Genomic DNA, 24,991 nt, shown 5'->3' with positions numbered 1-24,991 from the left:
CTAGATCCCGACCGCCTTGCCCTCGCGGGCAGTTACCCGGCCGCGCAGCACGGTGGCTGTGACCTCGGCCGGGAACGTCATGTCCTCGAACGGTGTGTTGTTCGAGATGCTCGCCAGTTCGGCGCCGCGCACCGTCCACTCGGCGTCGGGGTCGACGAGGGTCAGGTTGGCGGGTTCGCCGACGGCGATCGGGCGGCCGTGGTCGTCGAGTCCGACGATCGCGGCGGGTTTCTCGCTCATCACCTTCGCGACACCGCGCCAGTCGAGCAGACCCGGCTGCACCATCGTCTGCACGATGATCGACAGGGCCGTCTCGAGGCCGAGCATGCCGGGGCGGGCCACCGCGAACTCGCAGCACTTGTCCTGCTCGGCGTGCGGGGCGTGGTCGGTGGCGACACAGTCGATGATTCCGTCGGCCAGCGCCTGACGCAGCGCGGCGGCGTCGGAGGCCTCGCGCAGCGGCGGGTTCACCTTGTTGACCGCGTCGTAGGTCTCGAGGCGCGAGTCGTCGAGCAGCAGGTGGTGCGGGGTGACCTCGGCGGTGATCGAAATCCCCTGGGACTTGGCCCATTTCACCAGCTCGACAGTGCCGGCGGTGGAGGCGTGGCAGATGTGCACGCGGGCACCGGCGTCGCGGGCGAGCAGGGCGTCGCGCGCGACGATCGACTCCTCGGCCGCGCGCGGCCAGCCGGCCAGCCCGAGCCGGGCGGCGTTCGGACCCTCGTGCGCGACGGCGCCCTTGGTCAGGCGCGGCTCCTCGGCGTGCTGGGCGATCAGGACACCGAGCGAGTTCGCGTACTCGAGCGCGCGCCGCATGATGAGCGGGTCGTAGACGCAGTGCCCGTCGTCGGAGAACATCCGGACCTGGCCGACACCGGCGGCCATGGTGCCCATCTCCGCGAGCTGCTTGCCTTCCAGACCCACCGTCACCGCGCCGACGGGGAACACGTCGACCAGGCCGACCTCCTGGCCGCGCCGCCACACGTGATCGGTGATGACGTGCGAATCCGCGACCGGACTGGTGTTGGCCATGGCGAACACGGCGGTGTACCCGCCGAGAGCGGCTGCGGCGGAACCGGTTTCGATGGTCTCGGTGTCTTCGCGGCCGGGTTCGCGCAGGTGGGTGTGCAGGTCGACGAAGCCGGGCAGCAGGATCTGGCCGTTGCCCTCGATCACCTCGGCGTCGTCGGCGGCCGTGAGACCGGAACCGATCTCGGCGATGACGGTGCCGCGCACGAGCACGTCGACCGGCTCGCCCTCACCATAGGGCTTGACGTTCTTGATGAGCAGCTCAGTCATACCGTTTCCTCCTGACCCACGAGCAGCCGGAACAGCACGGCCATCCGCATGTGCACACCGTTGGAAACCTGCTGCAGCACAGCGGCTTTCGGTGAGTCCGCGACGGCCGAGGCGATTTCCATGCCGCGCAGCATCGGACCGGGGTGCAGCACCACCGCGTCGTCGTCGAGCAGCGCGAGCCTGCGCTCGGACAATCCGTAGTTGATCGAGTATTCGCGGGCCGACGGGAAGAACCCGCCGTTCATCCGCTCCGCCTGCACGCGCAGCATCATCACCGCGTCGGCGCCGGGCAGTTCGGCATCGAGGGAGGTCGCGACCCGGCAGGGCCAGGCTTCGACCCCGACCGGCAGCAGTGTGCGCGGCGCGACCAGCACCACTTCCGCACCGAGGGTGTTCAGCAAAACGACGTTGGATCGGGCGACCCGGCTGTGCAGGATGTCGCCGACCAGCACCACCCGCTTGCCCTCGATGTCACCGAGGCGCTGACGCAGGGTCAGCGCGTCGAGCAGCGCCTGGGTGGGGTGCTGGTGGGTGCCGTCGCCGGCGTTGATGATCGACGGCGCCTGGCGGTTCTCCTCCTTGGCCCACTGCTCCATCCAGCGCGCGATCTGGTGCGCCGCGCCCGAGGCGGGGTGGCGCACGATCAGCGCGTCGGCGCCCGCGGCGTGCAGGGTGAGCGCGGTGTCGCGCAGCGATTCGCCCTTGGAGACCGACGAACTCGACGCGCTCACATTGATCACATCGGCGCTCATCCACTTACCGGCGACCTCGAAGGAGACGCGGGTGCGGGTGGAGTTCTCGTAGAACACCGTCATCACGGTGCGCCCGCGCAGGGTCGGCAGCTTCTTCACTTCGCGACCGAGCAGGGCCTGTTCGAAGCGTTCGGCTTCGTCGAGCAGTTCGGTGGCGGCGGCGCGATCCAGGTCGGCGACGGTCAGCAGGTGCTTCATTTCGCCTCCTGGTGCAGGTAGACGCCGTCGTGGCCGTCGTGTTCGGTGAGCAGCACCGAGATGTCCTCGGCGCGCGAGGTCGGCACGTTCTTGCCCACGTAGTCGGCGCGGATCGGCAGTTCGCGGTGGCCTCGGTCGATGAGGACCGCCAGCTGCACGGCCCGGGGACGGCCGAGGTCGCGCAGGCCGTCGAGGGCGCTGCGGACGGTGCGCCCGGAGAACAGCACGTCGTCGACCAGGACGACGAGGGAGTTCTCGATGCCGCCGTCGGGCACCGAAGTGCGTTCCAGCGGACGGTGCGGACGGCTGCGCAGGTCGTCGCGGTAGAGGGTGATGTCGAGCGAGCCGAGCGCGGGCCGCACGCCGGAGAACTCCTCGATCTTGTCCGCCAGCCGGTTGGCCAGGGTGGTGCCGCGCGTGGGGATTCCCATGAGAACCACCCGTGGCGCGTCGGCGTCGCCGGAATCCAGGGCGGTCTTCTCGATGATCTGGTGCGCGATGCGCGCTACCGTGCGTTGCACATCCGACGGCGACAACAGCTCCCGCCCAGCCGCCACCCATTCCGGGGTGTGCCGCTGCGATGTTTCGCCCGCGCCGGTTTTGGCCGCCCGTTCGGGCACAGCCATGCCGACCTCCTTCCCCGCCTCACCGGACGGTCCGTTAAAGGATGTCTAACTCGCGCTCCACCTTATCAGCGTCGGAACCCGCCTTTGACCAGGTCGTCCCGCCTGTGAGCACGGCCACGGGCCGCGGGTGGCGACCGTGGGTGCGGTGACGATCACAGCCCGATCGAAAGCCCTGCGAGCGCGGTGATTTCCAGTCGCGGGGCGACAGGGCGCTGTCTTGTCGGTCACCGGAGCGCCAACTACACTGTGATGCGCACCACATACGGTAGCGCGGAGGTGGTGTCGCATTCAGCGCAAGCGTGGTCCGATCGGAGTGCCGGGCCATGGTGATCTTCGCGACCCCCTCTCGATGAGCCGGGCCTGTAGTCGCTCCTTCCTGCTCGACCGCTGGACTTTGCGCCGCGGGCGGGCTGTTTCGCGGGATCTTCCGCACCTTCCGACAAGGAGATGACGTTATGGCTGTTGCCGTCGAACTCGATTTCCCCGGCGCGACGATGGAGCAATATGACCAGGTCATAAAGAAGATGGGATTCGAGCACGGAGGGCCCGGCGGGCCCGGGATGATCTTTCATCTGGTCAGGAAGACCGATGACGGCTTTCACGTCACCGATGTGTGGGAGTCCGCAGGCCAGTTCCAGGAGTTCGCCCAGACCACCATCGGGCCGCTGAGCCAAGAGGCCGGGATCACCACCCAGCCCACCGTCACCATCCACGAGATCTACAACTATCTGACCCAGGGAAGCTGAGCCACCCGCCGACCGTGGAACTCACGGTCGGCGGCCCAGGTCAGGTAGTTGCCGCGCGCACGCGTGTGTCGCCCTGACCGCTCGGTGAAAACGCTTTGACGCGGCGTTCCCGGTGCGGCGACCATCGACTATGGAAATCGACATCGCGGCGACGCCGCCGGCGCGTATCGACCTGGGTGATCTGGTCGTGCGCCGGTGGCGACTGGACGACGTGGACAGCCGGTTGGGCGCGCTCATCGATTCGCACGAGCACCTGCACCAGTGGATGGCGTGGGCGGCCGAACCACCCACGCGCGAGGATCAGCGGCTTTCCATCGAGATATCGAGCACGCGGTGGCCGACTCCTGGCGGCGGGTATCTGTACGGAATCTTCACTGCGGCAGGCGAAGTCGTCGGTGGGATCGGGCTGCACGACCGTGTGGCGGCCGGAGCACTGGAAATCGGGTATTGGCGTCACGTCGCCCATACCGGTCGCGGCGTGATCACCCGGGCGGCGCGCGCGCTCACCGCCGCCGCCCTCGCACTCCCCCACATCGAGCGCGTCGAAATCCGTTGCGACGCGGCCAATGTCCGCAGCGCGGCAGTGCCTCGCAGGCTCGGTTACCGCCTGGTCGAGACCGGTGTGCGCGCGGCCGAGGCTCCGTGCGATTCCGGTCGCTATCAGGTCTGGGCGACCACCGCACATGGCTCGTGACGCGCGTTCTCGAGGAAACCGCGTGCCGCCGCCGAAGGCGTCCGCCGGGATACGACACGTTTACGGAAGTGGACGGCGACCCGGACCGGACATGCTTGCACGACTTCAGGTAGGCGAATCGGAGGAGTGCAAGGTGGGAGCAGGCATTGTCGCGACGCTGCTGGTGGGCGTCGGAATTCTGCACATCGTGCCCGGTGTGGTCGCGTTGTCGCCGCGACGGGCGAGCACCGCCTATGGCACCGTCGTCACGGACCGGGATCTGGAGCTTCTCCTGCGTCATCGCGCGGTGTTGCTCGCGATGGTGGGGTTCGGGTTGGTCGTCGGTGCTGTTGTGCCGGCCGCCAGGGCTTTGACGATCACGGCCGGAATCGTCAGCACCGCTACGTTTCTCGTACTCACCGCGGTGATCGGGCCGGGGAGGCTCAACGCGCGAACCCTTCGGGTGGCCCGTGCCGACGTGATCGCGCTGGTGGCACTGGTCGGCGCCGGTCTGGTCGCCCTCGCGAATTGAAACGCCGCCCTCACCTTGTGAGGACCGTAGTCAACTCCAGGTCGCGGTCGCGGGGTCGATGCCGTTGGCTCGGGCGTTGGCGTCGATGACGGCACACAGCCACCGGGTCAGGCCGGGGGCGAGGGAGTCGTAGAAGTCGGTGTAGCCGGGATCGGTGCGGTAGGTGCGGGCCAGGCAGACGTGCATGGCGTGGGTGCAGTCGAAATAGACCGCGAGGGAGGCGCGGTGGCGTTCGGCGAGAGTGTCGGCTTCCTGGCTGCCCGGGGCGACACCGTGGCGCAGTGCCGCGGCGAGGTCGGTGTGCAGGGCGGACAGGTCGTCGGTGATCTTGCGCCAGTCCTCGGGGGTGCGGTCGGCCACGCGTTCGGCGTACTGCGCCCACTGCGGAGTCTCGCCCCAGCGTTCGCGGGCCTGCTCGACCCACGTCGGTTCCCATCCCTCGCCGAAGATCGCGACCTGATCCTCGGCGGGGAGCAGGATCCCCGACTCGCGTGCTTCGATCAGCCGATCCACCGCGTCGGCCATCCCGCGTAGCCGGTGGATGCGGGCCTCGAGTTCGGCGCGCTGCGCACGCAGGGTGGTGAGGGCGTCGGCGGTCGGTGCGTCCAGCAGGCTCGCGATGTCGTCGAGGGGTACGCCGAGTTCGCGGTAGACCAGCACACGGTGGGCGCGCGCCACCTCGGCCGCGCTGTAGAGCCGGTACCCGCCGGGGCTGCGCTCCGACGGGCAGACCAGCCCGATCGCGTCCCAGTGATGCAGGGTGCGGGTGGTGACACCGAGCAGCCGCGCCGTGGCGCCGACGGTGCGTGGCGAGGTGGTCACGACCACCATTGTGCCGTCAGGGCCCTTCGATACCCATCGACCGCAGGTGCTCGGCCGCCGGGCTGTCCGGGTCGTACGGGCGGGCCGCGGTCATCACCACGCGCGTGTGCTCCGGTGTCACCGCCTCGAGTTCCATCGAATTCCACGGCATCACCCGTGGTCCGACCGTGCATCCCGGCACCGCCCGCTCGCACGCTTCGGCGATGCCGTCGATCTCGTCGAGCACGCAGGAGAAACTCACCGTCAACCCACCCGGTCTGTCCGCCGGTGCCCCCGGCACGAGAAGCACATCCTGAAACGCCCACCGCCGCAGGTGCGTCACCTGCCCCGGCGCGGTGAAGAACTCGAAGAACCCGAGGCCCTCCACCCAGAATTCCACCGACTTCGCGATATCGGCACACGGCACGATCACGAACATCGGCATCCCGTAGATACCCCGGAACGGTTGCGGCGCAACGGCGTCGGGACCGGGAAGGGGCACTGGGCTCATCTCGAAAGCTGGAAAGTTCATACGAGTGATCGTCGACCCTGACGTTACGTAAGGGTCAAGTCTGCCGCGTCGAACGCACCGAAGTCCCCGGTCGGACAGTCGCACGAGCGAGTCGGCGATGAATTTCGAGCCGGGTTGTCGTCGGAACATGCGTCAGACGTCGACGGAGAGGTGTTCGCAGATGGTCAGGAAGTTTCGGTTCGGGGTTGTCGCACCACTCAGGAGTGAAGCGCAGGTGTGGCGAGAGCGAGTTCGGCAGATCGCCGGGCTCGGGTATTCGACCCTGTTGGTGGCCGATTTCCCACTCACGCAACCGGCGCCGGCGCCCATGCTCGCCACCGCTGCCACACTGACAGACCTGTGCGTGGGGACCTGGGTGTATGCCTCTCCCCTGCGCCCGCCGTGGATGACGGCCTGGGAAGCGCATTCACTGTCGCTCCTGACGGACGGCCGGTTCGAGATGGGAATCGGCACCGGACGCGGTGGCATCGAGGACGAGTTGCGGGACAAGGGTCTGCCGATCGTCGCGCCTGGCGAACGGCTGGCCCACATCCGGGAGACCGTCGACCGGCTGCGCGAACTCGACGGCCCGGACCGGCGCACCCCGGTGGCGATGGCGGTGTACGGCCCGAAGGCACGCGCCCTGGCGGCCGAGATCGCCGACACGGTCACCTTCCCGCTCGGCGATAAGCCCCGAAACCAGGTCGAGCGGCTGACCCGCGAATTCCGCACCGACAACGGCCCCGAACTGGCGCTGGCCGTCCCGGTGATCGGCGACACCGTCGCCCCGCACATGGCCCACCCCGCGACCGATCCCGCCGCACTCCGCGCCGCCGACGCCCTGACCGTCCTCCCCGACGACCCCGCCGCCGCCATCGACGAAATCCAGCGTCGTCGCGAGGAAGCCGGCTTCTCCTACATCGTTGTCGGTGCCGACTTCGCCGAACGGTTCGCCCCGGTGGTCGCCGCGCTCGCCGGGACATAGGACCTCGCGGGAGCGCCGATCACCCGCACTGGCGTACGGAATCCCGGTCGCCAGGAATGCGAACATACGTTCGAATGCGCGTTAGAATGGCGGTCATGTCGATGCCCCTGCAAGGTTCACTGTTCGACGGTGAGGCGATTGCGCTGGGTTCGCTGGACGCTCTCCGGCGGACCCAGCTCGACGCCACCGCCTGGGTCGATGTCGCGCCCGGATGGTTGAGCGGGGCAAGCGAGGTGTTCGATCGACTCGCCGAGCGGGTGCCGTGGCACGCCGAGCGCAGGCCGATGTACGACCGGGTGGTCGACGTGCCGCGCCTGGTCTCCTTCTTCGGTGAGCACGATCCCCTGCCGGATCGGGTGCTGGTCGAGGCCCGCGACGCGCTCACCGCGCACTACCTGCCAGAACTGGGCGAACCGTTCCGAACGGCGGGGCTGTGCTTCTATCGCGACGGTCGCGACAGCGTCGCCTGGCACGGCGACACCATCGGCCGTGGCGCCACCCACGACACCATGGTGGCGATCGTCTCCGTCGGCGCCCCGCGCGCCCTGCTCCTACGCCCGCGAGGTGGCGGCGCCAGCGTCCGCTTCACCGCAGGTCACGGCGATCTGCTCGTCATGGGCGGCGCGTGTCAGCGCACCTGGGAACACGCCGTCCCCAAAACCACGCGCCCGGTCGGTCCACGCATCAGCATCCAGTTCCGCCCCCGCGGCGTCCGCTGAACTGCCGCCCCCGGCTCGTCACCGGGGAATGTTCAGCACCGAGCGGACCATGTCCTGAACGGCCGCTCGTAGCCGCGCGACCTCCCCCGCCCTGGCCATCTGCTGGGCGAGGTCGCCACCGATCGACGAAAGCAGCAGCGCACCAACGGTTTCGGCATCGAGATCCGGCCTGACCTCCTGGAGGAGCGTGCTGATGTGCTCGGCCCAGAACGCATGGAACTCCTCGGTGCGCGGATGCGGCGGCATCGCGCGGTAGGCCGCGATCAGCTCGACATGGTCGGTGACCAGACAGGTCATCGCATCGAAGAACGCGAGCAACCGGTCACCGGCGGGCGCACCCGGACCCAGCGGCGGCGGGCCGTCGAGCACTCGCGTCATGAGCTCGGTCGCCCCCTCCGCGATGAGTTCGTAGAGCAGGCCGGAGCGGCTACCGAAGCGATGGAAGATGGTGCCCTTCCCGACCCCCGCCGCCGCCGCGACCCGATCCATGGTCACTCCGGCGGCACCGTGTTCGTCGAGCAGCGTCATGGTCGCCTCGAGAATTGCCCGCCGGTTGCGCGCGGCATCCGCTCGTTCCACCCGACGGCCCTCGCTCATCGCACTCATTTCCTCGGCGCCCGCCGATCCGTTGACAAAGTTGACCGACGGTCCATATCGTCTCCCACCGAGAGAACTGGACCGTCAGTCAACTTATGGAGTTCCGTTGCAAGCAATCGTAATGACCACCGTCGGCGCACCCGAAGTCCTGGTCGTCGCGGAAGTCGACGCCCCACGACCAGCGGCGGGTGAGGTACTCGTCCGGATCGAGGCCATCCCGGTGCTCTACCCGGAGACCCTGATGCGGTCGGGAGCCTTCCCGTTTCCCGCGCGACTACCCGCGGTGTTCGGGTTCCAAGCAGCGGGCACCGTGGTCGAGGTCGGTGCCGACATAGATTCAGGGCTCGTCGGCTCACGGGTCGTCGTGTCCACGCCCGGATACGGGTCGTATGCCGAATATGTCGCGGTGGCGGCGGATTCGGTCACTGCCGTCCCGGCCGGTCTCGAACTGGATGCCGCCGCGGCGATCCTGATGGCCGGGTCGGTGGCGACCGCGCTGTTCGACACCGCGGCGCCGAGCACAGGTGAGACCGTGCTCATCGAGGCGGCGGCGACCGGAGTCGGTGCGAGCCTCACCCGATTGTGCGCCGCAGCAGGACTGCGGGTGATCGCCACCGCGGGTGGCCCTGCGAAAGCCGAACTGGCCCGCGCCAACGGTGCGCACGAGGTCGTCGACCACCACGCACCGGACTGGGCGCGGCAACTACCGGCACTGCTCGGCGACGACACCCTCGGCGTCGTCTTCGATTCGATCGGCGGCGACTCGTTGACACCTCTGCTCGACCTCGTCACCCCACTGCGGGGTCGAATCCTCAGCTACGGGTGGCTCGCGGGAGCCCCCGCTCAGGTCGCGGCGGCGGATCTGATCCTGCGGGGGCTCACGCTCACCGGGTGCGCGGGTCCGGCCTGGTCGGGCACGGTGGCCGCACACGGTGCGGCGGCGTTGGAAGCCGCGGCGCAGGGGCGACTGGTTCCGGTGGTGGACGCGGTACTCCCGATGGCCGACGCCGCGAAGGCGCATCGGATGCTCGAGGATCGTGTCGCGATGGGCAGCGTGTTGTTGCGACCGTGAATCAGCGGTCGGCAATCCGACCGGTCGGGTGTGGGTCCGCGGTCACCTCTTGGTCCGAAATGCGTTCTGTTGCTTGGGTATCGGACGATACTGGAGGGGCGTTGGAGTGCACGGAACAGTGGGGTGGCGTGATGGTTTCCAGTAATGATCATGAGGTTCTGCGGGTACGGGCCGAGGAGGCGCTGGCCGAGACCGTCGAGGAAATGCCGGGGCGGTCGCGTGGGGTCTACACGTCGGTACTGCTGGCCGGGCGACAGCGCTGGCGGCTGCTGTTGCATCGTCGGCAGCCCGCGCCCGCGGGGCGGTGTGATGCGGTGATCGTCGGGCCCGGTGGCGTTTTCGCGGTCAACGTGGTGGACGAACTGCCCGGTGAGGCGCAGATCCGACGGTTGCGGGCACAGGCCGAACAGATGTTCACCGGCGTGAAGATCGGGCCGAACGGCAACGAATTCGTGCGCGAGACGGTCGAATTGGTGTTCGTGCTGCCACCGGGCCGTCACACCGGCGCGGACGGACGGTTCGTGGTGTGCACCGATGCCACGGTTCGGTCGTTGCTGAGCCGCAAGCCCGTGATGCCCGCCCGGCTGGCCGGTGCGCTCGCCGAACACACCGCGCGACGCAACTCCGACTACCGGGCGGTGCCCCGCGTGGAACCGGAACAGGCACCCACCGAGTCCGACGGTCTACTCGATGTGGAGTCGCTGCGCACCGACCATCTGACCGGTGCGCTGCGCAAACCGTTCCCGACCTGGCTGTCGTTCCTCGATCCCGACCAGCTCGCCCTGGTGACCCGTAATCACAACGGGCCGGCCCGCATCGTCGGCCCGGCCGGATCCGGCAAAACGGTGCTCGCGCTGCACCGGATGGCGCACCGGGCGCGCCGCAGCACGGGACCGCTGCTGTTCACCACACTGGTGAAGAACCTGCCGCCGTGCCAGGAATCCGCGTTCGCCCGCCTGCTGCCGACGGTGGGTCGCGCGGAATTCACCAACCTGCACTCCTGGGCGCAGGACTTCCTCGCCGAACGCGGTATCCACCGCAAGATGGAACTACGCCGCACCGAGACCGCGTTCAATCGCGCGTGGGCCAAGGTCGGCCGCTCGAGCCCGCTCACGAACGCCGCCCCCGATCCCCGCTACTGGCGCGAGGAGATCGATCGGGTGATCAAAGGCCGACGCCTACCACCCACCGAGGCGGGTTTCGCCGCCTACGACGGGCTGGACCGCCGGGGCAGGCGCGTCGCATTGCGCACCAGCCAGCGCGTACACGTGTGGAATCTGTACGTGGAATACGAGCGGATCCGCACCGAACGCCAGTGCTACGACGGCAACGACGTCATCACCGCCGCGCTCGACGAACTGCGCGCCAACCCGTTGCCGCGGCCGTACGCGATGGTGGTCGTCGACGAAATGCAGGACATGACCCTGCAGGGAGTGCGCCTGGTGCACGCGCTCACCGGCGACGAACCGAATTCGCTGCTGTTCGTCGGGGACCGCCAGCAGCAGATCTACGCGGGCGGTTGGCGTTTCATCGATGCCGACATCAATATCGTCGGTCGCAGCGAGAAGCTCACCAAGAACTACCGCAATCGGCACGCGATCCTGAAACTGGCCGCGAGCCTGGACGGCGCCTGCCCGGTCGACGATGTCGACACCCCGGACCGGCACAGCCTCGACCTCACCGATGCCGTCCTGCCCGACGGCTACGCCGAACAGATCACCTGCACCAGCGCCGAACTGCCCGACCATCTTCGGCGTCAGCTCGATCGTATTGTCGCCGAGGGGATCTCGCTGTCGGACACCGCCGTCATCACGATCACCAACGCCGAGGCCGACGCCGTCCTGCGCACGCTGCGCGAATGGGGCATCGCGGCACAGGAGCTCGTCGACTACCGCTGCGCCGATACCGACAGCGGCGTCAAGGTCGGCACCGTGTACCGGGCGAAGGGGCTGGACTTCCAGGCGGTGATCCACCCGTTCACCCAACCCACGCCACCGCCGCGCACCGATGCCGAGCAGGAACGCTACGACCTGCTGATGCGTCAGCAATTCGTCGCGGTGACCCGGGCCAGGGACTATGTCTGGCTGGGGATCGTTCGCGACTGATCGGCTGCGCCGCCGTGGGAAGACGGCGAGTTGTCGGTGGTTGGTCGTAAGATCGGCGCCCATGGGGAGTTTGCTGATGCCACACGTCCGCTCGGCCAACGAGCTCACGGCGCGGTGGTGCACCACCTTCGGGGGCGCGAACACGGCGGTGTCGGCGGCCGGGCTGTGGCCGTTGCTCGCCGTCCTCGCGGGTGCGGCGGAGGGACCGGCCAGGACCGAATTGGCCGCTGCCCTGGGGGTTCCGGCCGACGAGGCGCATGCGGCCGGGCTGGCGATGCTGAAATCCCTCGACGATTCCCGGGAGGTGTCCACGGCGATCGGCGCATGGGCGAAGGCTGGTCTGCCTGTGCGCCCGGAATGGATCGCCAGTATGCCGGCTGGAACCGTCGGCGAACTGGGTGATCCTGCCGCACTTGATGCTTGGGCGCGGGAGCAGACCGGCGGGTTGATCGGGAAATTTCCGGTGCCGATCTCGCCTTCGACCGTATTCGCGCTGGCCACAGCCCTGTTGGCGCGGACCAAGTGGGTCACGCCGTTCGACGAGATTCTGTGGATGCCCGCAACCGGTCCCTGGCAGGGGCATCGCGGCACCGGGCTGTACCGGAGCAGCTATCCCGACGGCAGTGTGTCCGTTCTCGGTTCGGACGTCACCAGGGTGATCGTCGCCGGTCGTGGGGAGCTGGATGTTCATCTCCTGATCGGTGCCGACCCTCGCCATGCCGTGGAGGCGGGTATCGCGGCACTCGACGGGTCCCTGCCCGCCACGTCTGACCTCCCACTGGGAACGACTGCCCCCTGTCTGACCGTCGAGCGGCGTGAGACCGCCGACGGCGACTCTGTTGTCCTGACGCTTCCGCCCTTCGACATCGCCGCACACCACGATCTTCTCGACCACGCCGCGCTGTTCGGCCTCTCCGCCGCCAGTGATTCTTCGCGAGGGCATTTTCCGGGCATCAGCTCGTTCCCGCTCGCCGTCGAGGCCGCGGCGCAGAATGTGATCGCACGGTTCGACGCCGCGGGCTTCGAGGCGGCCGCGGTGACCGCCGCGGCCGTGACCCTGGGCTGGATGCCGCAGCTGGAGTGGGCCACCATCACCTCGGTGAATATCGATCGGCCCTTCGGATTCCTCGCCGTCGACCGGCCGACCGGGCTGGTGCTCGTCGCGGGCCAGGTCACCACACCCCCACTCACCTGGGAACGTCCGGCGGGCGAGGACCCACGGCCGCCCGGAAGCGCGCCGTGGTGAGATGGGTAATCATTCTTACCGAACACGTTGCTCGGCAACAGGATTCGGAACGGCACGGGGAGGCCGTATTCTGGTAGGGGTCCGCAGTCGGGTGCTCAGGGGGTCGTGGTGATCGTCGTTGTCGCGGACGAGACCGAACTCGAAGGCGCGGAACAAATCGTCGGTGCGGCGATCCGCGACGAGGCATTCCGGGCCGGTGGCGTCGCGGTCTTCCGTTGCCATGTGCCGGAGAACCGGGGCGGGTCGGTCGAGGTCGACGCGCTGGTGTGCACCCCGCAGACCGTGACCATCCTGGAGGTCAAGGGTTTCACCACCCGCCAGGAAGGCACCCTCGCCACCCCACCGAACGGACCGTGGACCATCGACGGTGCCCCGGCGGCGCTGTATCACGCCGCGCGCGTGCCGAACCCGTTCGTGCAGGTGCGCAGGCAGGTGTTCGCGGCGAAAAGCCTGCTGCAGCAGTCCGGGATCTTCGGCTGGGTGAACGCGGTCATCGCACTGGTCCCCCAGCCGGGCGCCCAGATCACCATCGAGGAAACACGCATCGCCGACGGATACCGTGCGGTGATCGTCGACCGCGACGACTTCACCGCGTTGCACGACTACTTCGAAGCCGAGATCGGGCGAACCGTTCGGCTCAGCGTCGAGGACGTCGCGCGGGTTTTCACGGCCCTCAATCTCGGTCACCTGCTGCCCTCGACCGACGAACTGACGGCGCAGGGGTTCCCGGACGAACTCGAAGCGGCAGCCACCAGCCGGCCCGCGGCGCCCGCTTCACCGGCGGAGCTCGGTTCGCTGTCCGGCTCGGCGGCAACACATTCCGAGGACGAGAAAGCCGAGGCGACTCGTCATGATCCGGTGGGGACGGGTCAGTCGCCGACGCCCGCGTTCTTGGCGGCGATCGACCGGCTGGCGAACCGGCCGCATCGGTCCGCGCCTGCGCCGACCTCCACCGCGACAGCGACTACCCCTGCCGAACAGGAATCGGCACCTGTTGGTGCGGGACCACCCGATGATGTGGTGACGAGCGCTCAGGTGCCGAATTCGACCGACATATCGGTTGATTCGGCATCCCCGGAGCGCGCCGCATCGCCCGGGAGCGGCGAGGCCGTTGCACAACACTCCAGTGCACCGCCGCTGCGCGGCGAAACGGAGGAGCCGGTTGACGGGCCGCGGGATGACGATGTCCACGATCGCGATTCCGACCACGTCATCTCGCTGAGCAAGAGCGGCCGAGGCGAACCCGAACGCCTTCCCCCCACGCCGACGCTCGATTCGAGCACGGCGGTGGAACCTGGTGAGCGGCACGATGATTCCCGCACCGCCGACACCAACCAGCCGCGCGGCGAAAGCTGGTCGTCCGGTGCGGCCGCCGCTTCCTGGAGCACCCCGTCGAGCACCGATACACACTCGTCGAATTCGGGTAACTGGACCGATTGGGTCGGCCACGAGCAACCCGCGCGGCGCCCGTCGCTGCGCCGTCGCTGGCGCGACTTCCGGCGCACGGGATCGCTCCGGCGCACCGGGCCGAGCGGACCGTCACTGCGTGCACGCTGGCAGAACCGCCCCGTTCGCGAGCGTGCGGAGCGCGGCAGGAGTCTGCCGAAGATCGGTGCTGGGCTCGGCTTGATCCTGTTCATCTTCTTGTTCGGGGCCGGGTTCTTCGCCATCACGGCGGTGCAGGCGAGCCGTTTCGAGATGTCGGACTACGACCGCATGTGCGGGCCGGACAAGAAGCCGTTCCCGAACGCCGCCCCCTACCAGCGCGGCGATGTGGCGCCGATCTATCTGTCGGGCCATCTCACGAGCATGGTCCGGCCGGAGGATTCGAGCGCGTGGCGCCCGACCGACCCGTCATCGGTGCAGCTCATCGCCTGCATGAAGCAACTGGAACTGCGCGACCTCGTCCAGACCTGCCAGTACGCACCCTCGCCCGGCACACCGGTGGGCCGCACGGTCAACCTGTTCCGCGCCACCTACGAGGTGATCGTCTACGAGCTGCGCACCGGACGCGAAGTCGCCAAGGCGACCATGCTCGGCGAGCGCTACTCCAACGACCCGGCCAACACCGACCCCGACCGCTGCCGGGCCGCCGGCGACGCACCGGACTATCTGGGCAGGCGCCTCGGTCAACCGTCGGGTGCACAGATCGAAAGCTTCCTCGCCCCCCTCGTCCACGCCCGCCGCTGACCCTCTTGACCTCGAGCCCACTCGAGGTTGCAGGATCATCGGGTGCCCACGGCACACCCGACACCGCGCTACCCGGCGCGGCCGCGCCTCCGCCGGTTTCCTCGTACACCCACCGGCGGAGGCCGTCGGGCCCACCGGCCCGTCCTGCCGATGTGCGGGTTGCAGGCAGCACGGCAGAGCAGGGTCGTCGCTTACTCGAAGTACCCCTGTAAGACAGCGCGGACGATGGCGGCGGTGTCGGTGTCGGGCACGCCGAGAGCGATACGGTCGAAGGCGACTCCGGTGAGCAGGGAAACCACGGCGTCGACCTGCTCGTCGGTGGCGTGCGGGTACGCGGTACGGATCTGGGCGGCGCGGGTGCGGACGGTGACAGCGCGCAATTCCCGCATGAGGGCGGCCAACTCTGGGTTGCGAGCCGCTTCGGTCGACAGCTCGAAGCGGGCCAGATGCCGGTTGCGGGCGGGGCCGGCTCCTGCGTCGACGGCGTCGGCGAGGAGTTCGGCGACTTGCCCGGGGCTGGCGGATGTACCTGCGGGGAACCGGCTTTCGGCAGCGGACTGTTGATCGAGGATACGGCGGGCGATGGCCGCGTACAGCGCGGCTCGCGTCGGGAAGTAGTTGGAGGTCGTGCCGGGAGGGACATCGGCCGCTTTATCGACGGCGCGGTGGGTTACCTGGGACAGCCCGATCTCGTCTATCAGGCGGAGAGCGGCATCCGCCAATCGTTCCCGTCGATCGGTCTTCTTCGGCACGGCCTTGATTCTACTACATCGTAGTACTACTTTGATCTACTACATCGTAGTAGATCAAAGTAGGGGTGGTTCCGATGAGGCAAGGCAACAATGTTCACGACACCGACGTTCTCGTGGTGGGTGCGGGCCCGACCGGTCTGACCCTCGCGCTCGAGTTGGCGCGGCGCGGTGTCAGCCACCGGATAATCGACCGCAACGAGGGTCCCGCCACCGGCTCGCGCGGAAAAGGGTTGCAGCCGCGCAGTTTGGAAGTGTTCGCCGACCTCGGTGTGATCGACCAGATCTTCGCTGCCGGTGAGACCGGGCTGCCGCTGCGCCTGCACCAGGGCGAGAAGTTCACCGTCGAACTCGCGACCAGCGCCGGAACTGGTCCACGGCCGGGCATTCCGTATCCCGACCTCGTGCTGTTGCCGCAATGGCGTGTGGAGCAGGTGCTGCGAGACCGCCTGGAAGCACTCGGCGGAGAAGTCGCGTTCGATTCCGCGTTGGCGTCGTTCGAACAGGGTGCCGACGGTGTCGTCGCGGTATTGGAGAACGGCGATACCGTGCGGGCCCGGTATCTGGTCGGCTCCGACGGCGGGCACAGCACGGTTCGGCACCTACTGGGCGCGACGATGAGCGGCCGCACCCACGACGACCAGTACTTCCTGGTCGGCGATGTGCGCATCTCCGGACTCGCTTCGGATGCCGCGTACGCCTGGTTCACCGAAGACAGTGGTTATCTCGCTGTTTCGCCGCTACCGCATGCCGACGGGGCGTGGCAGTTCCAGGCGAATGCGCGGCCCGCTCAGGATGGATCAGTACCCGAGCCGACCCTCGAGACCTTCCGTGAGCTGTTCGCGACCCGCTCGGGCCGGCGCGATGTCACGCTCTCCGAGCCGACCTGGTTGTCGCGCTACCGTTTCAACGCTCGCATGGTGGACCGCTACCGGTACGGCCGGGTTTTCCTGGCCGGCGACGCCGCGCACGTGCACTCCCCGGCGGGCGGGCAAGGCATGAACACCGGCATCCAGGATTCCTACAATTTGGGCTGGAAACTGTCCGCGGTACTCGCCGGCGCAGACGACGCGCTGCTCGACAGCTATGGGCTGGAGCGGATCCCGGTCGCAGCCAAGGTGCTCGCGGGCAGTTCACGCGGGTTCGAGTCCGTGTTCGGGCTGCGCGGCGTGCGCCGTTTCCTCCGCGATCATGTGATCTTCCCGCTGGTGAAGCGCCCCGCGGTGATGGTCAAACTGCTGGCGAAGACGGATCAGCTCGCTGTCGCCTACCCGGACTCACCCCTCACCCTCACCGACCCCTCACGCCGGCGCGGCCCACGCCCGGGTGACCGCGCTCCCGATGCCCGAGGCACAACGATCGACGGAACACGAGCTCGGCTGTTCGACATCACTCGTGGAACCCACTGGACCATCTTGGGATTCGGGGCTCGGACCGCCGCGAAACTGCGCGAGTTCGCCGACGAGAAAGATGTCCTGACCTGCCTCGTCGTGGACTCCGCAACCTGCACCGACACCGTCTCCGTGTTCGTCAGCGTCGAGGCGCGGCGGTTGCTGCACGCGAAACCCGGCACGCTGATCCTGATACGACCCGACGGCTACATCGCTGCTCGCAGTACCGACAGCCGGGTCCTCTCCGACTACCTGGTCCGCACGCTGTCGACGACCCTGCCACCTTCAGGAAAAGCGAACAGCCGCACGCTCGGTCGAGCGCGCGGCTGTCGGCGGAACGGGATCACGCGGAGACGGTGATCGTCCATTCGTGAATGGTCAGTTCCGAAGCACCCATGGTGTGCAGCGGATCGGAGTGCACGATTGTCGTTGCGGCGTCGAGGTTTTCGGCCAGCACCACATAGGCGCCGCCGGTGCCGTCGCTGAATCCACCGCTCTCCTGCAGCTGCCCTTTCGCGAGCAGGTCACGCAGGAATTCACGGTGCGGTTCGATGACCGAGGCGTCGAACCCGGGCGTGCGCCGGGCCATCACCAGGTACTTGGCCACGCTCAGGCCTCAGGTTCCTGCCGAGGGGCCCGTGTCGCCGCCGCGGCGGCCCGCACCTGCGGCGCCACCTGCACGACCTGGCCGAGCACACCGTTCACGAACGACGGAGAATCGTCGGTGGACAGCTCCTTGGCCAGCTCCACGGCCTCGTCGACTGCGACGACCGGCGGCACGTCGGTGGCGTGGAACAGCTCCCACACCGCGATCCGCAGGATGGCCCGGTCCACGGCGGGCAGCCGGGTCAGGGTCCAGTCCTGCAGGTAGGACTCGATGGTGCCGTCCACCCGGTCGAGGTCGTCGGCGACGCCCTCGACCAGGGTGTTGGTGTACGGGTGCACAGGGGCCACGCTCTGATCGCGGGTCGCGAGCTCGGCCCGCTCGGCCAGCAGATCGGAGACGTCGACGTCACGCGCCTCCGCCTCGAACAGCATGTCCACGGCACGGCGACGCGCCTTGTGGCGCGCACCGAGCTTCTTGTACGAGCCCTTCTTGTCTGCCGGGGAGTCCGCCACGATCAGGCGTTGACGCGGCCGAGGTAGCTGCCGTCGCGCGAGTCGATTTTCAGCTTGTCACCGGTGTTGATGAACAGCGGGACCTGCACCTCGGCGCCGGTTTCCAGGGTGGCGGGCTTGGTGCCGCCGGTGGAGCGGTCGCCCTGCAGACCGATGTCGGTGTGCTGCACCAGCAACTCGATGGTCACCGGGAGCTCGACGAACAGCGGCGCGTCCTCGTGCACGGCGACCTGCACGCCCATGTTCTCCAGCAGGAAGCGCGCACCCTGACCGATGGTGGCCTCCGGGATGGAGATCTGGTCGTAGGTCTCGCCGTCCATGAAGATGTAGTCGGAGCCGTCGTGGTACAGGTAGGTCATATCGCGACGGTCGACCGTGGCGGTCTCGACCTTGACACCCGCGTTGAAGGTCTTGTCGACGACCTTGCCGGACACGACGTTCTTCAGCTTGGTCCGCACGAAGGCGGGGCCCTTACCCGGCTTCACGTGCTGGAATTCGACGATCTGCTGAAGCTGACCGTCGATCTTCAGCACAAGGCCGTTCTTGAAGTCGCTGGTGTCCGCCACTGTCTTCGGATCTCCTCGTTCGTTACTGCGTGTCTCTGGGGGCGCCGTCGTCACTCGACGACGGTCAGGTTCTTGCTGGTGAGGGTGAGCAGTTCCGGGCCCCCTTCGCGCACCACGAGCGTGTCCTCGATCCGGACCCCGCCGCGGCCGGGAAGGTACACACCTGGTTCGACGGTCACCGCCACGCCTGCCAGAAGTGTACCGGTACTCGTTTTGGCCACTCCGGGCGCTTCGTGGATCTGCAGCCCGACGCCGTGTCCGAGGCCGTGCACGAACTGCGCACCGTAGCCCGCGCCCTCGATGACCACGCGGGCGGCGGCGTCGACCTCCGCGGTCTTGGCACCTGGTTTCAGCGCTTCCCGCCCCGCCTGCTGGGAGCGGGCGACCAGCTCGTAGATCTCGCGCTGCCAGCCGGCCGGTTCACCGAGGACGAGCGTGCGCGTCATGTCGGAGTGGTAGCCGTCGACGACCGCGCCGAAGTCGAGTTTCACGAAGTCGCCCTCGGCGAGGACCGCACCGGTGGGCCGGTGGTGCGGCACGGCCGAATTGACGCCCGCGGCCACGATGGTCTCGAACGAGACGGCCTCGGCGCCGTGCTCGAACATCGCCCATTCGAGATCCCTCGCCACCTGGCGCTCGGTGCGCCCGGGCCGCAGCAGGCCACGCTCGAGCAGGGACGCCAGCCCGGCGTCGGCGGCGGCGCACGCGGCCCGCAACTGCTCGACCTCGTAGTCGTCCTTGACCATCCGCAGCTGCTCGACCAGGCCGGAGGTCGGCACGAGCTGCAGCCCGGTGCGCAGCTCCCCGTACGACTCGTGCTCGGCGACGGTCACCACGTGGCTTTCGAAGCCGACGCGGCCGAGTTGCCACTCGCCGGCCAGCTCGAGGATGCGCCGGGCGGTGGCGCGCGAGATCTCGGCACGGAGATCCGGGGTCTGCTCGGCCACCTGGGCGGCGTAGCGGCCGTCGGTGCCGATGACGGTGCGGTCCTCGGCGCCACGCATGTCCCACGAGTGCACGAGCAGGACGGCGTTGGAACCGGTGAAGCCGGTGAGATAGCGGATATTGACCAGATCGGTCACGAGCAGCGCGTCGACGCCGTTCTCCACCAGCAGGCTCCGCAGGGCGCCACGCCGTGCCGCGTGGTCGGGACCCGTGTAGTCAGCACACATGAGTCAACGCTACCGCCGAACCACGGACACGTGGGCATCGAGTGCGCCATGTTCGGTTCCGGGCGTGGCACCGGCTTTTCCTGCGCCGACCTCGGCGGAGTCCGTCTGCGACAGCAGTTCTGGAGATCGGGCTGTCCACATGTGCGGAAGTTGTCCACATTCGGCAGAGAGGACTCGATCGCCGCCGCTCGGACCAGCACGATCGACACATGACTACTGCCGCGTTCTGCCTGCTCATCGCCTGGTGTCTGCTCCTCGGCGTGATCGATGTCCATGCTCGTCGCCTGCCCAACGCGCTCACCGGCGCGGGTGCGGTCGCCGTCTTCGGGTTCGCCTGGTCCACCGGGCAATTGACCACGGCGCTGATCGGTGCCGCCCTGCTGACCATGCCCTACCTGGTCACCCATCTGATCGCGCCCGCCGCGCTCGGCGCCGGTGATGTGAAACTGGCGATCGCGCTGGGCGCCGCCGCCGCACTGGCCGGCCCACCCGCGTGGACGTGGGCGGCCGTAGCGGCGCCACTGCTCACGGCGGTGGCGGCGGCTGTGGTGCTGAGTAGGCACTGGTTGCGTTCGGTATCGGGCCGCGCCGTCGAGGGCGCGCGGCAGGTGACCTCACGACGGGTGGTACCCCACGGTCCGGCGATGTGTCTGGCCACGGTGACGGCGATGGCGCTGGCATGACAGCGACGCCGACGCGCCGAATCGCGACACCGTCCGCACAGCACCGGCGTGACGGTCTGCTGGGCGTGCGAGCAGGCACACCACCGACGTGCCGCTCGTCACTGCGGACCACGTGCCCGACCACGGGCGCCGACATGGGAAGATGGTCGGCGTGTTGCGCTGGATAACTGCCGGAGAATCCCATGGTCCCGCTCTCGTCGCCCTCCTGGAAGGGATGGTCGCCGGAGTCGAGGTGACATCGGACGATGTCTCCGCACAGCTCGCGCGCCGCCGGCTCGGTTACGGGCGCGGCGCCCGGATGAAGTTCGAGGCCGACAAGGTCACCCTGGTCGGTGGCGTGCGCCACGGGCGGACCATGGGCGGTCCGGTCGCGATCGAGGTCGCCAATTCCGAGTGGCCCAAGTGGACCGAGGTGATGTCGGCCGATCCCGTCGACGCGGCGGCGCTGGAAGGCATGGCGCGCAACGCCCCCCTCACCCGTCCGCGCCCCGGACACGCCGACTACTCCGGCATGCTCAAGTACGGCTTCGACGACGCACGCCCGGTGCTCGAGCGGGCCAGCGCCCGGGAGACCGCCGCTCGCGTGGCGGCGGGCACCGTTGCCCGTAACTTCCTGCGCCAGGCCTTCGGCGTCGAGGTGATCTCGCACGTCGTGTCGATCGGTACCGCCGCGAACACCACCGGCGTCGTGCCTGGTCGCCAGGATCTCGATGCCGTCGACGCCAGCCCGGTGCGCGCGTTCGACGCCGAGGCCGAAGCGGCGATGATCGCCGAGATCGAGGCCGCCAAGAAAGACGGCGACACCCTCGGTGGGGTCGTCGAGGTGATCATCGACGGGCTGCCCATCGGACTCGGCTCGTTCACCAGTGGTGAGCAGCGACTCGACTCGCGACTCGCCGCCGCGCTCATGGGTATTCAGGCGATCAAGGGTGTCGAGGTCGGCGACGGTTTCGAGACCGCGCGCCGCCGCGGCAGCCAGGCCCACGACGAGATGCGCCCCGGTCCCGACGGTGTGCTGCGCTCGACCAACCGCGCGGGCGGTCTCGAAGGCGGCATGACCAACGGCGAGGCGCTGCGGGTGCGTGCGGCGATGAAGCCGATCTCGACGGTGCCGCGTGCGCTGTCGACCGTCGACATGTCCACCGGCGAGGAAGCTGTCGCCATCCACCAGCGCTCCGATGTATGCGCGGTGCCCGCCGCCGCCGTCGTCGCCGAATCGATGGTGGCGCTGGTCGTGGCGCAGGCCGCGCTGGAGAAGTTCGGTGGCGATTCGCTGGCCGAGACCGTCGACAACATCAGCAGCTACCTCGAGCGGATCAGCAGCCGTCCCCACGTGCCCGCGGACAGCCGCACGTCGTGACCACGCCGGGCCAGGAGGGGACCGCGCGCCACACCGACGCGGGCCCCTCATCGACGACCGCACCCGGCACAGCGACCAGCGGCGACAACCCGAGCACGGCACCCGACCACACTGCAAGGACGGGGGGCGCCGACTCGACCACGGCACCCGGTCCGGAGGCCGGGGACGACGCCTCGGCCACGGCCCCCAGCGCGGAGGTCGGGGGGAACATTGCGCACACTGCTCCGAGTGCAGACTCCGGTGGCGAGAACGCGCCCGCAGCAGGTGCGGACATGGCTGACGACAACGCGCCCACGTCACCGGGCGCCGATTCCGGTAGCGAGGACGGGATCGTCGCGCGTGCTCGGGTGGTGCTGGTCGGGCCGCCCGGTTCTGGGAAGTCGACGATCGGGCGCAAGCTGGCGAGGGAGCTGGGTGTCGAGCTGTTCGATACCGATGCGGGGATCGAGGCGGAGACCGGGCGGAGCATTCCCGAGATCTTCGCCGAAGACGGTGAGCCGGAGTTTCGCCGTATCGAGGAGCAGGTAGTGCGGCGGGCTGTGCTCGAGCACGAGGGCGTGGTGTCGCTCGGCGGTGGGTCGGTGCTGTCGGCGCGCACGCGCGAGGTGCTGCGCGGTGCCACCGTGGTGTACCTGGAAATCAGTGTGGGCGAAGGACTTCGGCGCACCGGTTCGAGCAATGCCCGTCCCCTGCTGAACGGCGCCGACCCCGCCGCGAAGTACCGCGAGCTGATGAAGCAGCGCCGCCCCCTCTATAAAGAAGTCGCTACCGTGCGCGTGCGCACCGACGGTCGCAGTCCGGGCCGGGTGGTGCGGATGATCCTGGCACGGTTGGGACTCGAGTCGGTGCGCACCGACATCGTGCGTACCGCCGACGCCACGAAGCCCACTCCCCCTTCACCTTCCACACCGGGCTCCGGCAGCAACCGCTCCAAAGCGCGCAGACGATCCCGTGCCAGGGCAGCAGCCGCACGGCGCGGCGAGACCCTTGCCGCACCCGCGGCCCAGACCGAGAACGACGGAACCGCTTCCGCCGCAGCACGATCCGCGCCGGGACGATCCGCCTCCGGTGAAACACCGCCGGCCGGTGAGGGCAGGCGCTCGCGCCGCAACCGCTCGCGCCGACACGGCAGCCGGTCCCGTGCCGTCGGCAGCGCGACCGACTCCACCCGCACCGGCGAGCCGACCGCCGACACGGCCGCACCTGCCGACGAGGCACGCGCCGAGAACCTGGCCGCCGAAAACCCCAAGACCGCCCGCACGAACCGACGCGGCCGCAAGTCCCAGCCGACTACGCGTTCCGCCACCGCCCAGGGCTCCCCTGCCGGCACCGACGACTCCCCGACGGTCACCGGTCGCAGATCCGGCGGCAAGGAATCATCCGGCAACCGCAGACGTGGCGCACGCGGTCGGCGCGGTGGTGCAAATCAAGCAGGTGGACGCCGGAGTTCGGCAACCGATCCCGGCACCGAAGCGCCCGCAGGCCCGACCGACCAGCGCGGGGTTCAGCCACCTGCTGATCGAGGGCCCGGGGAACCGACGCCGGGTTCCTGGCGGGCGCGGCCGCGACGGCGAGCGACAAGACGTATGACCAACGACCCGAGAGAATCGGAGCAGCGCACGTGACAGAGCCGACCACCATCCAGGTCCGTACCGCCGATCCCTACCCGGTGATCATCGGTCGCGGGTTGCTCGGCGACCTCGTCGAGGCGGTGACCGCGGGCAATGCGGTGCGGACCGTGGCGATCTTCCATCAGCCGCCGCTGGCCGAGACCGCCGAGGCAGTGCGAAAGGCGCTGGCCGACACCGGGATCGACGCACACCGCATCGAGATCCCCGACGCCGAGGACGGCAAGGACCTGGCCGTGGCCGGGTTCTGCTGGGAGGTGCTCGGCCGCATCGGGCTCACCCGCAACGACGCCGTGGTGAGCCTCGGCGGTGGCGCGGCCACCGACCTCGCGGGCTTCGTGGCGGCCACCTGGATGCGCGGGGTGCGCATCGTGCACGTGCCGACCACACTGCTGGCCATGGTCGACGCCGCGGTCGGCGGCAAGACCGGCATCAACACCGAGGCGGGCAAGAACCTCGTCGGCAGCTTCCACGAGCCGAGCGCCGTCCTCGTCGACCTGGTGACCCTGGAAACGGTGCCGCGCAACGAGATCGTCGCGGGCATGGCCGAGATCATCAAGGCCGGTTTCATCGCCGATCCGGTGATCCTCGACCTCATCGAGGCCGATCCGGAGGCCGCGCTCGACCCCACCGGTGAGGTGCTGCCCGAACTGGTCCGCCGCGCCATCCAGGTGAAGGCCGACGTGGTCGCCGCCGACCTCAAGGAATCGAGCCTGCGCGAGATCCTCAACTACGGTCACACCCTCGGCCACGCGGTGGAGCGGCGCGAGCGCTACCGCTGGCGTCACGGCGCGGCCGTGTCGGTCGGCCTGGTGTTCGCCGCCGAACTGGGCCGCCTCGCCGGCCGCCTGGACGACGCGACCGCCGACCGTCACCGCACCATCCTGGAAAGCGTCGGCCTGCCGGTGAGCTACGACGCCGACGCGCTGCCGCAGCTGATGGACGCCATGCAGACCGACAAGAAGACCCGCTCCGGCGTGCTCCGCTTCGTGGTGCTCGACGGCCTGGCCAAGCCCGGCCGCCTCGAAGGCCCGGATCCGAGCCTGCTCGCGGCGGCCTACTCGGCCATCGCCCGCGAGACCCCGACGAGCGGCGCGATCCTGCTCTGAGCTCGGGCCGCACCTCCACCACGCGAGGACGAGCAACGCGCTCGGAGACACCGCCTGCCTACCCCGCGTAGGCAGGCGGCACGCCCTGCGGCGAGTTCGACGCAGCCGCCCACAGCGCACAGGCGGCGTCGACCGCTGGACCACACCTCCAGCGGTACGCCG

24 protein-coding genes and 1 pseudogene are annotated in these 24,991 nt (G+C 68.9%); 14 read left to right on the top strand and 11 right to left on the bottom strand.

The annotated features are described in order from the left end of the window. Genes LDL21_RS15680 through pyrR form a run of 3 tightly spaced genes read right to left on the bottom strand, consistent with a single transcriptional unit; the run spans position 1 to position 2,875 of the window. A complete protein-coding gene (locus LDL21_RS15680) occupies positions 1–1,299 on the bottom strand; it encodes a dihydroorotase (protein WP_225280651.1) in 1,299 nt (432 codons plus the stop codon). Further along, positions 1,296–2,249: an aspartate carbamoyltransferase catalytic subunit gene (locus tag LDL21_RS15675; protein WP_225280650.1), complete on the bottom strand. Its 954-nt coding sequence runs from the start codon at positions 2,247–2,249 to the stop codon at positions 1,296–1,298. The genes LDL21_RS15680 and LDL21_RS15675 overlap by 4 nt, the downstream gene beginning before the upstream one ends. Further along, complete coding sequence (gene pyrR / locus LDL21_RS15670; protein ID WP_225280649.1) at positions 2,246–2,875, bottom strand: bifunctional pyr operon transcriptional regulator/uracil phosphoribosyltransferase PyrR; 630 nt, start codon at positions 2,873–2,875, stop codon at positions 2,246–2,248. Before pyrR ends, LDL21_RS15675 begins: the two co-directional genes overlap by 4 nt. A gap of 455 nt (positions 2,876–3,330) precedes the next feature. Here pyrR and LDL21_RS15665 point away from each other — a divergent pair, with 455 nt between their 5' ends. From LDL21_RS15665 to LDL21_RS15655, 3 genes are all read left to right on the top strand, one after another. Next, positions 3,331–3,621, top strand: a complete 291-nt coding sequence (locus LDL21_RS15665; RefSeq protein WP_225280648.1) for a hypothetical protein — start codon at positions 3,331–3,333, stop codon at positions 3,619–3,621. Positions 3,622–3,751: 130 nt separating this feature from the next. Beyond that, positions 3,752–4,315 (top strand): GNAT family N-acetyltransferase, encoded by a 564-nt coding sequence (locus LDL21_RS15660; RefSeq protein WP_225280647.1) that lies wholly within the window; start codon positions 3,752–3,754, stop codon positions 4,313–4,315. Between the two features lie 133 nt (positions 4,316–4,448). Beyond that, the gene (locus LDL21_RS15655) at positions 4,449–4,826 is read left to right on the top strand and encodes a hypothetical protein (RefSeq protein WP_225280646.1); all 378 of its coding nucleotides are present in this window, start codon (positions 4,449–4,451) and stop codon (positions 4,824–4,826) included. A 30-nt stretch (positions 4,827–4,856) separates the two neighbouring features. On the opposite strand, the gene LDL21_RS15650 is transcribed toward LDL21_RS15655, so the two are convergent. Beyond that, a complete protein-coding gene (locus LDL21_RS15650) occupies positions 4,857–5,657 on the bottom strand; it encodes a MerR family transcriptional regulator (protein WP_372462185.1) in 801 nt (266 codons plus the stop codon). Between the two features lie 7 nt (positions 5,658–5,664). Continuing rightward, the gene (locus LDL21_RS15645; protein ID WP_225280644.1) at positions 5,665–6,159 is read right to left on the bottom strand and encodes a VOC family protein; all 495 of its coding nucleotides are present in this window, start codon (positions 6,157–6,159) and stop codon (positions 5,665–5,667) included. Positions 6,160–6,256: 97 nt separating this feature from the next. On the opposite strand from LDL21_RS15645, the gene LDL21_RS15640 reads away from it, so the two are divergent. Continuing rightward, positions 6,257–7,123: an LLM class flavin-dependent oxidoreductase gene (locus LDL21_RS15640; RefSeq protein WP_308017136.1), complete on the top strand. Its 867-nt coding sequence runs from the start codon at positions 6,257–6,259 to the stop codon at positions 7,121–7,123. A gap of 95 nt (positions 7,124–7,218) precedes the next feature. Beyond that, a complete protein-coding gene (locus tag LDL21_RS15635) occupies positions 7,219–7,842 on the top strand; it encodes an alpha-ketoglutarate-dependent dioxygenase AlkB (RefSeq protein WP_225280642.1) in 624 nt (207 codons plus the stop codon). Positions 7,843–7,860: 18 nt separating this feature from the next. Here LDL21_RS15635 and LDL21_RS15630 read toward each other — a convergent pair whose 3' ends face one another. After that, the gene (locus LDL21_RS15630; RefSeq protein WP_225280641.1) at positions 7,861–8,439 is read right to left on the bottom strand and encodes a TetR/AcrR family transcriptional regulator; all 579 of its coding nucleotides are present in this window, start codon (positions 8,437–8,439) and stop codon (positions 7,861–7,863) included. Positions 8,440–8,545: 106 nt separating this feature from the next. On the opposite strand from LDL21_RS15630, the gene LDL21_RS15625 reads away from it, so the two are divergent. The 4 genes from LDL21_RS15625 (at position 8,546) to LDL21_RS15610 (ending at position 15,052) form a co-directional block, all read left to right on the top strand. Next, on the top strand, positions 8,546–9,511 hold the full coding sequence (locus LDL21_RS15625; protein WP_225280640.1) for a quinone oxidoreductase family protein: 966 nt from the start codon (positions 8,546–8,548) through the stop codon (positions 9,509–9,511). Positions 9,512–9,642: 131 nt separating this feature from the next. Further along, the gene (locus LDL21_RS15620; protein ID WP_225280639.1) at positions 9,643–11,616 is read left to right on the top strand and encodes a UvrD-helicase domain-containing protein; all 1,974 of its coding nucleotides are present in this window, start codon (positions 9,643–9,645) and stop codon (positions 11,614–11,616) included. 61 nt (positions 11,617–11,677) lie between these two features. Further along, positions 11,678–12,862, top strand: coding sequence for a serpin family protein (locus tag LDL21_RS15615; RefSeq protein WP_225280638.1), 1,185 nt, complete (start codon positions 11,678–11,680; stop codon positions 12,860–12,862). Positions 12,863–12,970: 108 nt separating this feature from the next. Next, positions 12,971–15,052 (top strand): NERD domain-containing protein, encoded by a 2,082-nt coding sequence (locus LDL21_RS15610; RefSeq protein ID WP_225280637.1) that lies wholly within the window; start codon positions 12,971–12,973, stop codon positions 15,050–15,052. Between the two features lie 191 nt (positions 15,053–15,243). On the opposite strand, the gene LDL21_RS15605 is transcribed toward LDL21_RS15610, so the two are convergent. Next, complete coding sequence (locus tag LDL21_RS15605) at positions 15,244–15,804, bottom strand: TetR/AcrR family transcriptional regulator (protein ID WP_225280636.1); 561 nt, start codon at positions 15,802–15,804, stop codon at positions 15,244–15,246. Between the two features lie 74 nt (positions 15,805–15,878). Between LDL21_RS15605 and LDL21_RS15600 the strand changes: the two genes are divergently transcribed. After that, positions 15,879–17,552 (top strand): FAD-dependent oxidoreductase, encoded by a 1,674-nt coding sequence (locus LDL21_RS15600; RefSeq protein WP_225280635.1) that lies wholly within the window; start codon positions 15,879–15,881, stop codon positions 17,550–17,552. Here LDL21_RS15600 and LDL21_RS15595 read toward each other — a convergent pair. The 4 genes from LDL21_RS15595 to LDL21_RS15580 are packed head-to-tail and all read right to left on the bottom strand — an operon-like array spanning position 17,536 to position 20,049. Further along, complete coding sequence (locus LDL21_RS15595; RefSeq protein ID WP_225280634.1) at positions 17,536–17,799, bottom strand: YciI family protein; 264 nt, start codon at positions 17,797–17,799, stop codon at positions 17,536–17,538. The two genes, LDL21_RS15600 and LDL21_RS15595, sit on opposite strands and share 17 nt — an antisense overlap. A 2-nt stretch (positions 17,800–17,801) precedes the next feature. Then, entirely contained in the window at positions 17,802–18,311 is a 510-nt protein-coding gene (gene nusB, locus LDL21_RS15590; protein ID WP_067636094.1) for a transcription antitermination factor NusB, read from the bottom strand. Positions 18,312–18,313: 2 nt separating this feature from the next. Further along, on the bottom strand, positions 18,314–18,877 hold the full coding sequence (efp, locus tag LDL21_RS15585) for an elongation factor P (protein WP_067493585.1): 564 nt from the start codon (positions 18,875–18,877) through the stop codon (positions 18,314–18,316). Positions 18,878–18,927: 50 nt separating this feature from the next. Continuing rightward, on the bottom strand, positions 18,928–20,049 hold the full coding sequence (locus LDL21_RS15580) for a M24 family metallopeptidase (protein WP_225280633.1): 1,122 nt from the start codon (positions 20,047–20,049) through the stop codon (positions 18,928–18,930). 209 nt (positions 20,050–20,258) lie between these two features. On the opposite strand from LDL21_RS15580, the gene LDL21_RS15575 reads away from it, so the two are divergent. From LDL21_RS15575 to aroB, 4 genes and pseudogenes are all read left to right on the top strand, one after another. Continuing rightward, positions 20,259–20,732, top strand: a complete 474-nt coding sequence (locus tag LDL21_RS15575) for a prepilin peptidase (protein WP_225280632.1) — start codon at positions 20,259–20,261, stop codon at positions 20,730–20,732. A gap of 151 nt (positions 20,733–20,883) precedes the next feature. Further along, the gene (aroC, locus tag LDL21_RS15570) at positions 20,884–22,092 is read left to right on the top strand and encodes a chorismate synthase (RefSeq protein ID WP_308017140.1); all 1,209 of its coding nucleotides are present in this window, start codon (positions 20,884–20,886) and stop codon (positions 22,090–22,092) included. 329 nt (positions 22,093–22,421) lie between these two features. Beyond that, positions 22,422–23,117: pseudogene (locus LDL21_RS15565) on the top strand (shikimate kinase); the annotation flags it as partial. Positions 23,118–23,713: 596 nt separating this feature from the next. After that, a complete protein-coding gene (gene aroB / locus LDL21_RS15560; protein ID WP_067493579.1) occupies positions 23,714–24,829 on the top strand; it encodes a 3-dehydroquinate synthase in 1,116 nt (371 codons plus the stop codon). The last annotated feature ends 162 nt before the right edge of the window (positions 24,830–24,991 follow it).

The sequence above is a fragment of the Nocardia rosealba genome (assembly GCF_020216065.1).
GTDB lineage: Bacteria > Actinomycetota > Actinomycetes > Mycobacteriales > Mycobacteriaceae > Nocardia > Nocardia rosealba.
Note: the sequence above shows the minus strand (reverse complement) of the source record. Positions and strands in the feature narration are given on the sequence as shown.

What these genes read in the sequence shown, in the direction of transcription:
- LDL21_RS15620 (WP_225280639.1), top strand. Translation starts at nt 9,643, where the DNA reads ATGGTTTCCAGTAATGATCATGAGGTTCTGCGGGTACGGGCCGAGGAG.
- LDL21_RS15660 (WP_225280647.1), top strand. Translation starts at nt 3,752, where the DNA reads ATGGAAATCGACATCGCGGCGACGCCGCCGGCGCGTATCGACCTGGGT.
- LDL21_RS15675 (WP_225280650.1), bottom strand. Translation starts at nt 2,249, where the DNA reads ATGAAGCACCTGCTGACCGTCGCCGACCTGGATCGCGCCGCCGCCACC.
- LDL21_RS15580 (WP_225280633.1), bottom strand. Translation starts at nt 20,049, where the DNA reads ATGTGTGCTGACTACACGGGTCCCGACCACGCGGCACGGCGTGGCGCC.
- LDL21_RS15680 (WP_225280651.1), bottom strand. Translation starts at nt 1,299, where the DNA reads ATGACTGAGCTGCTCATCAAGAACGTCAAGCCCTATGGTGAGGGCGAG.
- LDL21_RS15600 (WP_225280635.1), top strand. Translation starts at nt 15,879, where the DNA reads ATGAGGCAAGGCAACAATGTTCACGACACCGACGTTCTCGTGGTGGGT.
- LDL21_RS15665 (WP_225280648.1), top strand. Translation starts at nt 3,331, where the DNA reads ATGGCTGTTGCCGTCGAACTCGATTTCCCCGGCGCGACGATGGAGCAA.
- LDL21_RS15575 (WP_225280632.1), top strand. Translation starts at nt 20,259, where the DNA reads ATGACTACTGCCGCGTTCTGCCTGCTCATCGCCTGGTGTCTGCTCCTC.
- LDL21_RS15640 (WP_308017136.1), top strand. Translation starts at nt 6,257, where the DNA reads ATGAATTTCGAGCCGGGTTGTCGTCGGAACATGCGTCAGACGTCGACG.
- LDL21_RS15615 (WP_225280638.1), top strand. Translation starts at nt 11,678, where the DNA reads ATGGGGAGTTTGCTGATGCCACACGTCCGCTCGGCCAACGAGCTCACG.
- LDL21_RS15650 (WP_372462185.1), bottom strand. Translation starts at nt 5,657, where the DNA reads ATGGTGGTCGTGACCACCTCGCCACGCACCGTCGGCGCCACGGCGCGG.
- LDL21_RS15630 (WP_225280641.1), bottom strand. Translation starts at nt 8,439, where the DNA reads ATGAGCGAGGGCCGTCGGGTGGAACGAGCGGATGCCGCGCGCAACCGG.
- LDL21_RS15635 (WP_225280642.1), top strand. Translation starts at nt 7,219, where the DNA reads ATGTCGATGCCCCTGCAAGGTTCACTGTTCGACGGTGAGGCGATTGCG.
- pyrR (WP_225280649.1), bottom strand. Translation starts at nt 2,875, where the DNA reads ATGGCTGTGCCCGAACGGGCGGCCAAAACCGGCGCGGGCGAAACATCG.
- LDL21_RS15645 (WP_225280644.1), bottom strand. Translation starts at nt 6,159, where the DNA reads ATGAACTTTCCAGCTTTCGAGATGAGCCCAGTGCCCCTTCCCGGTCCC.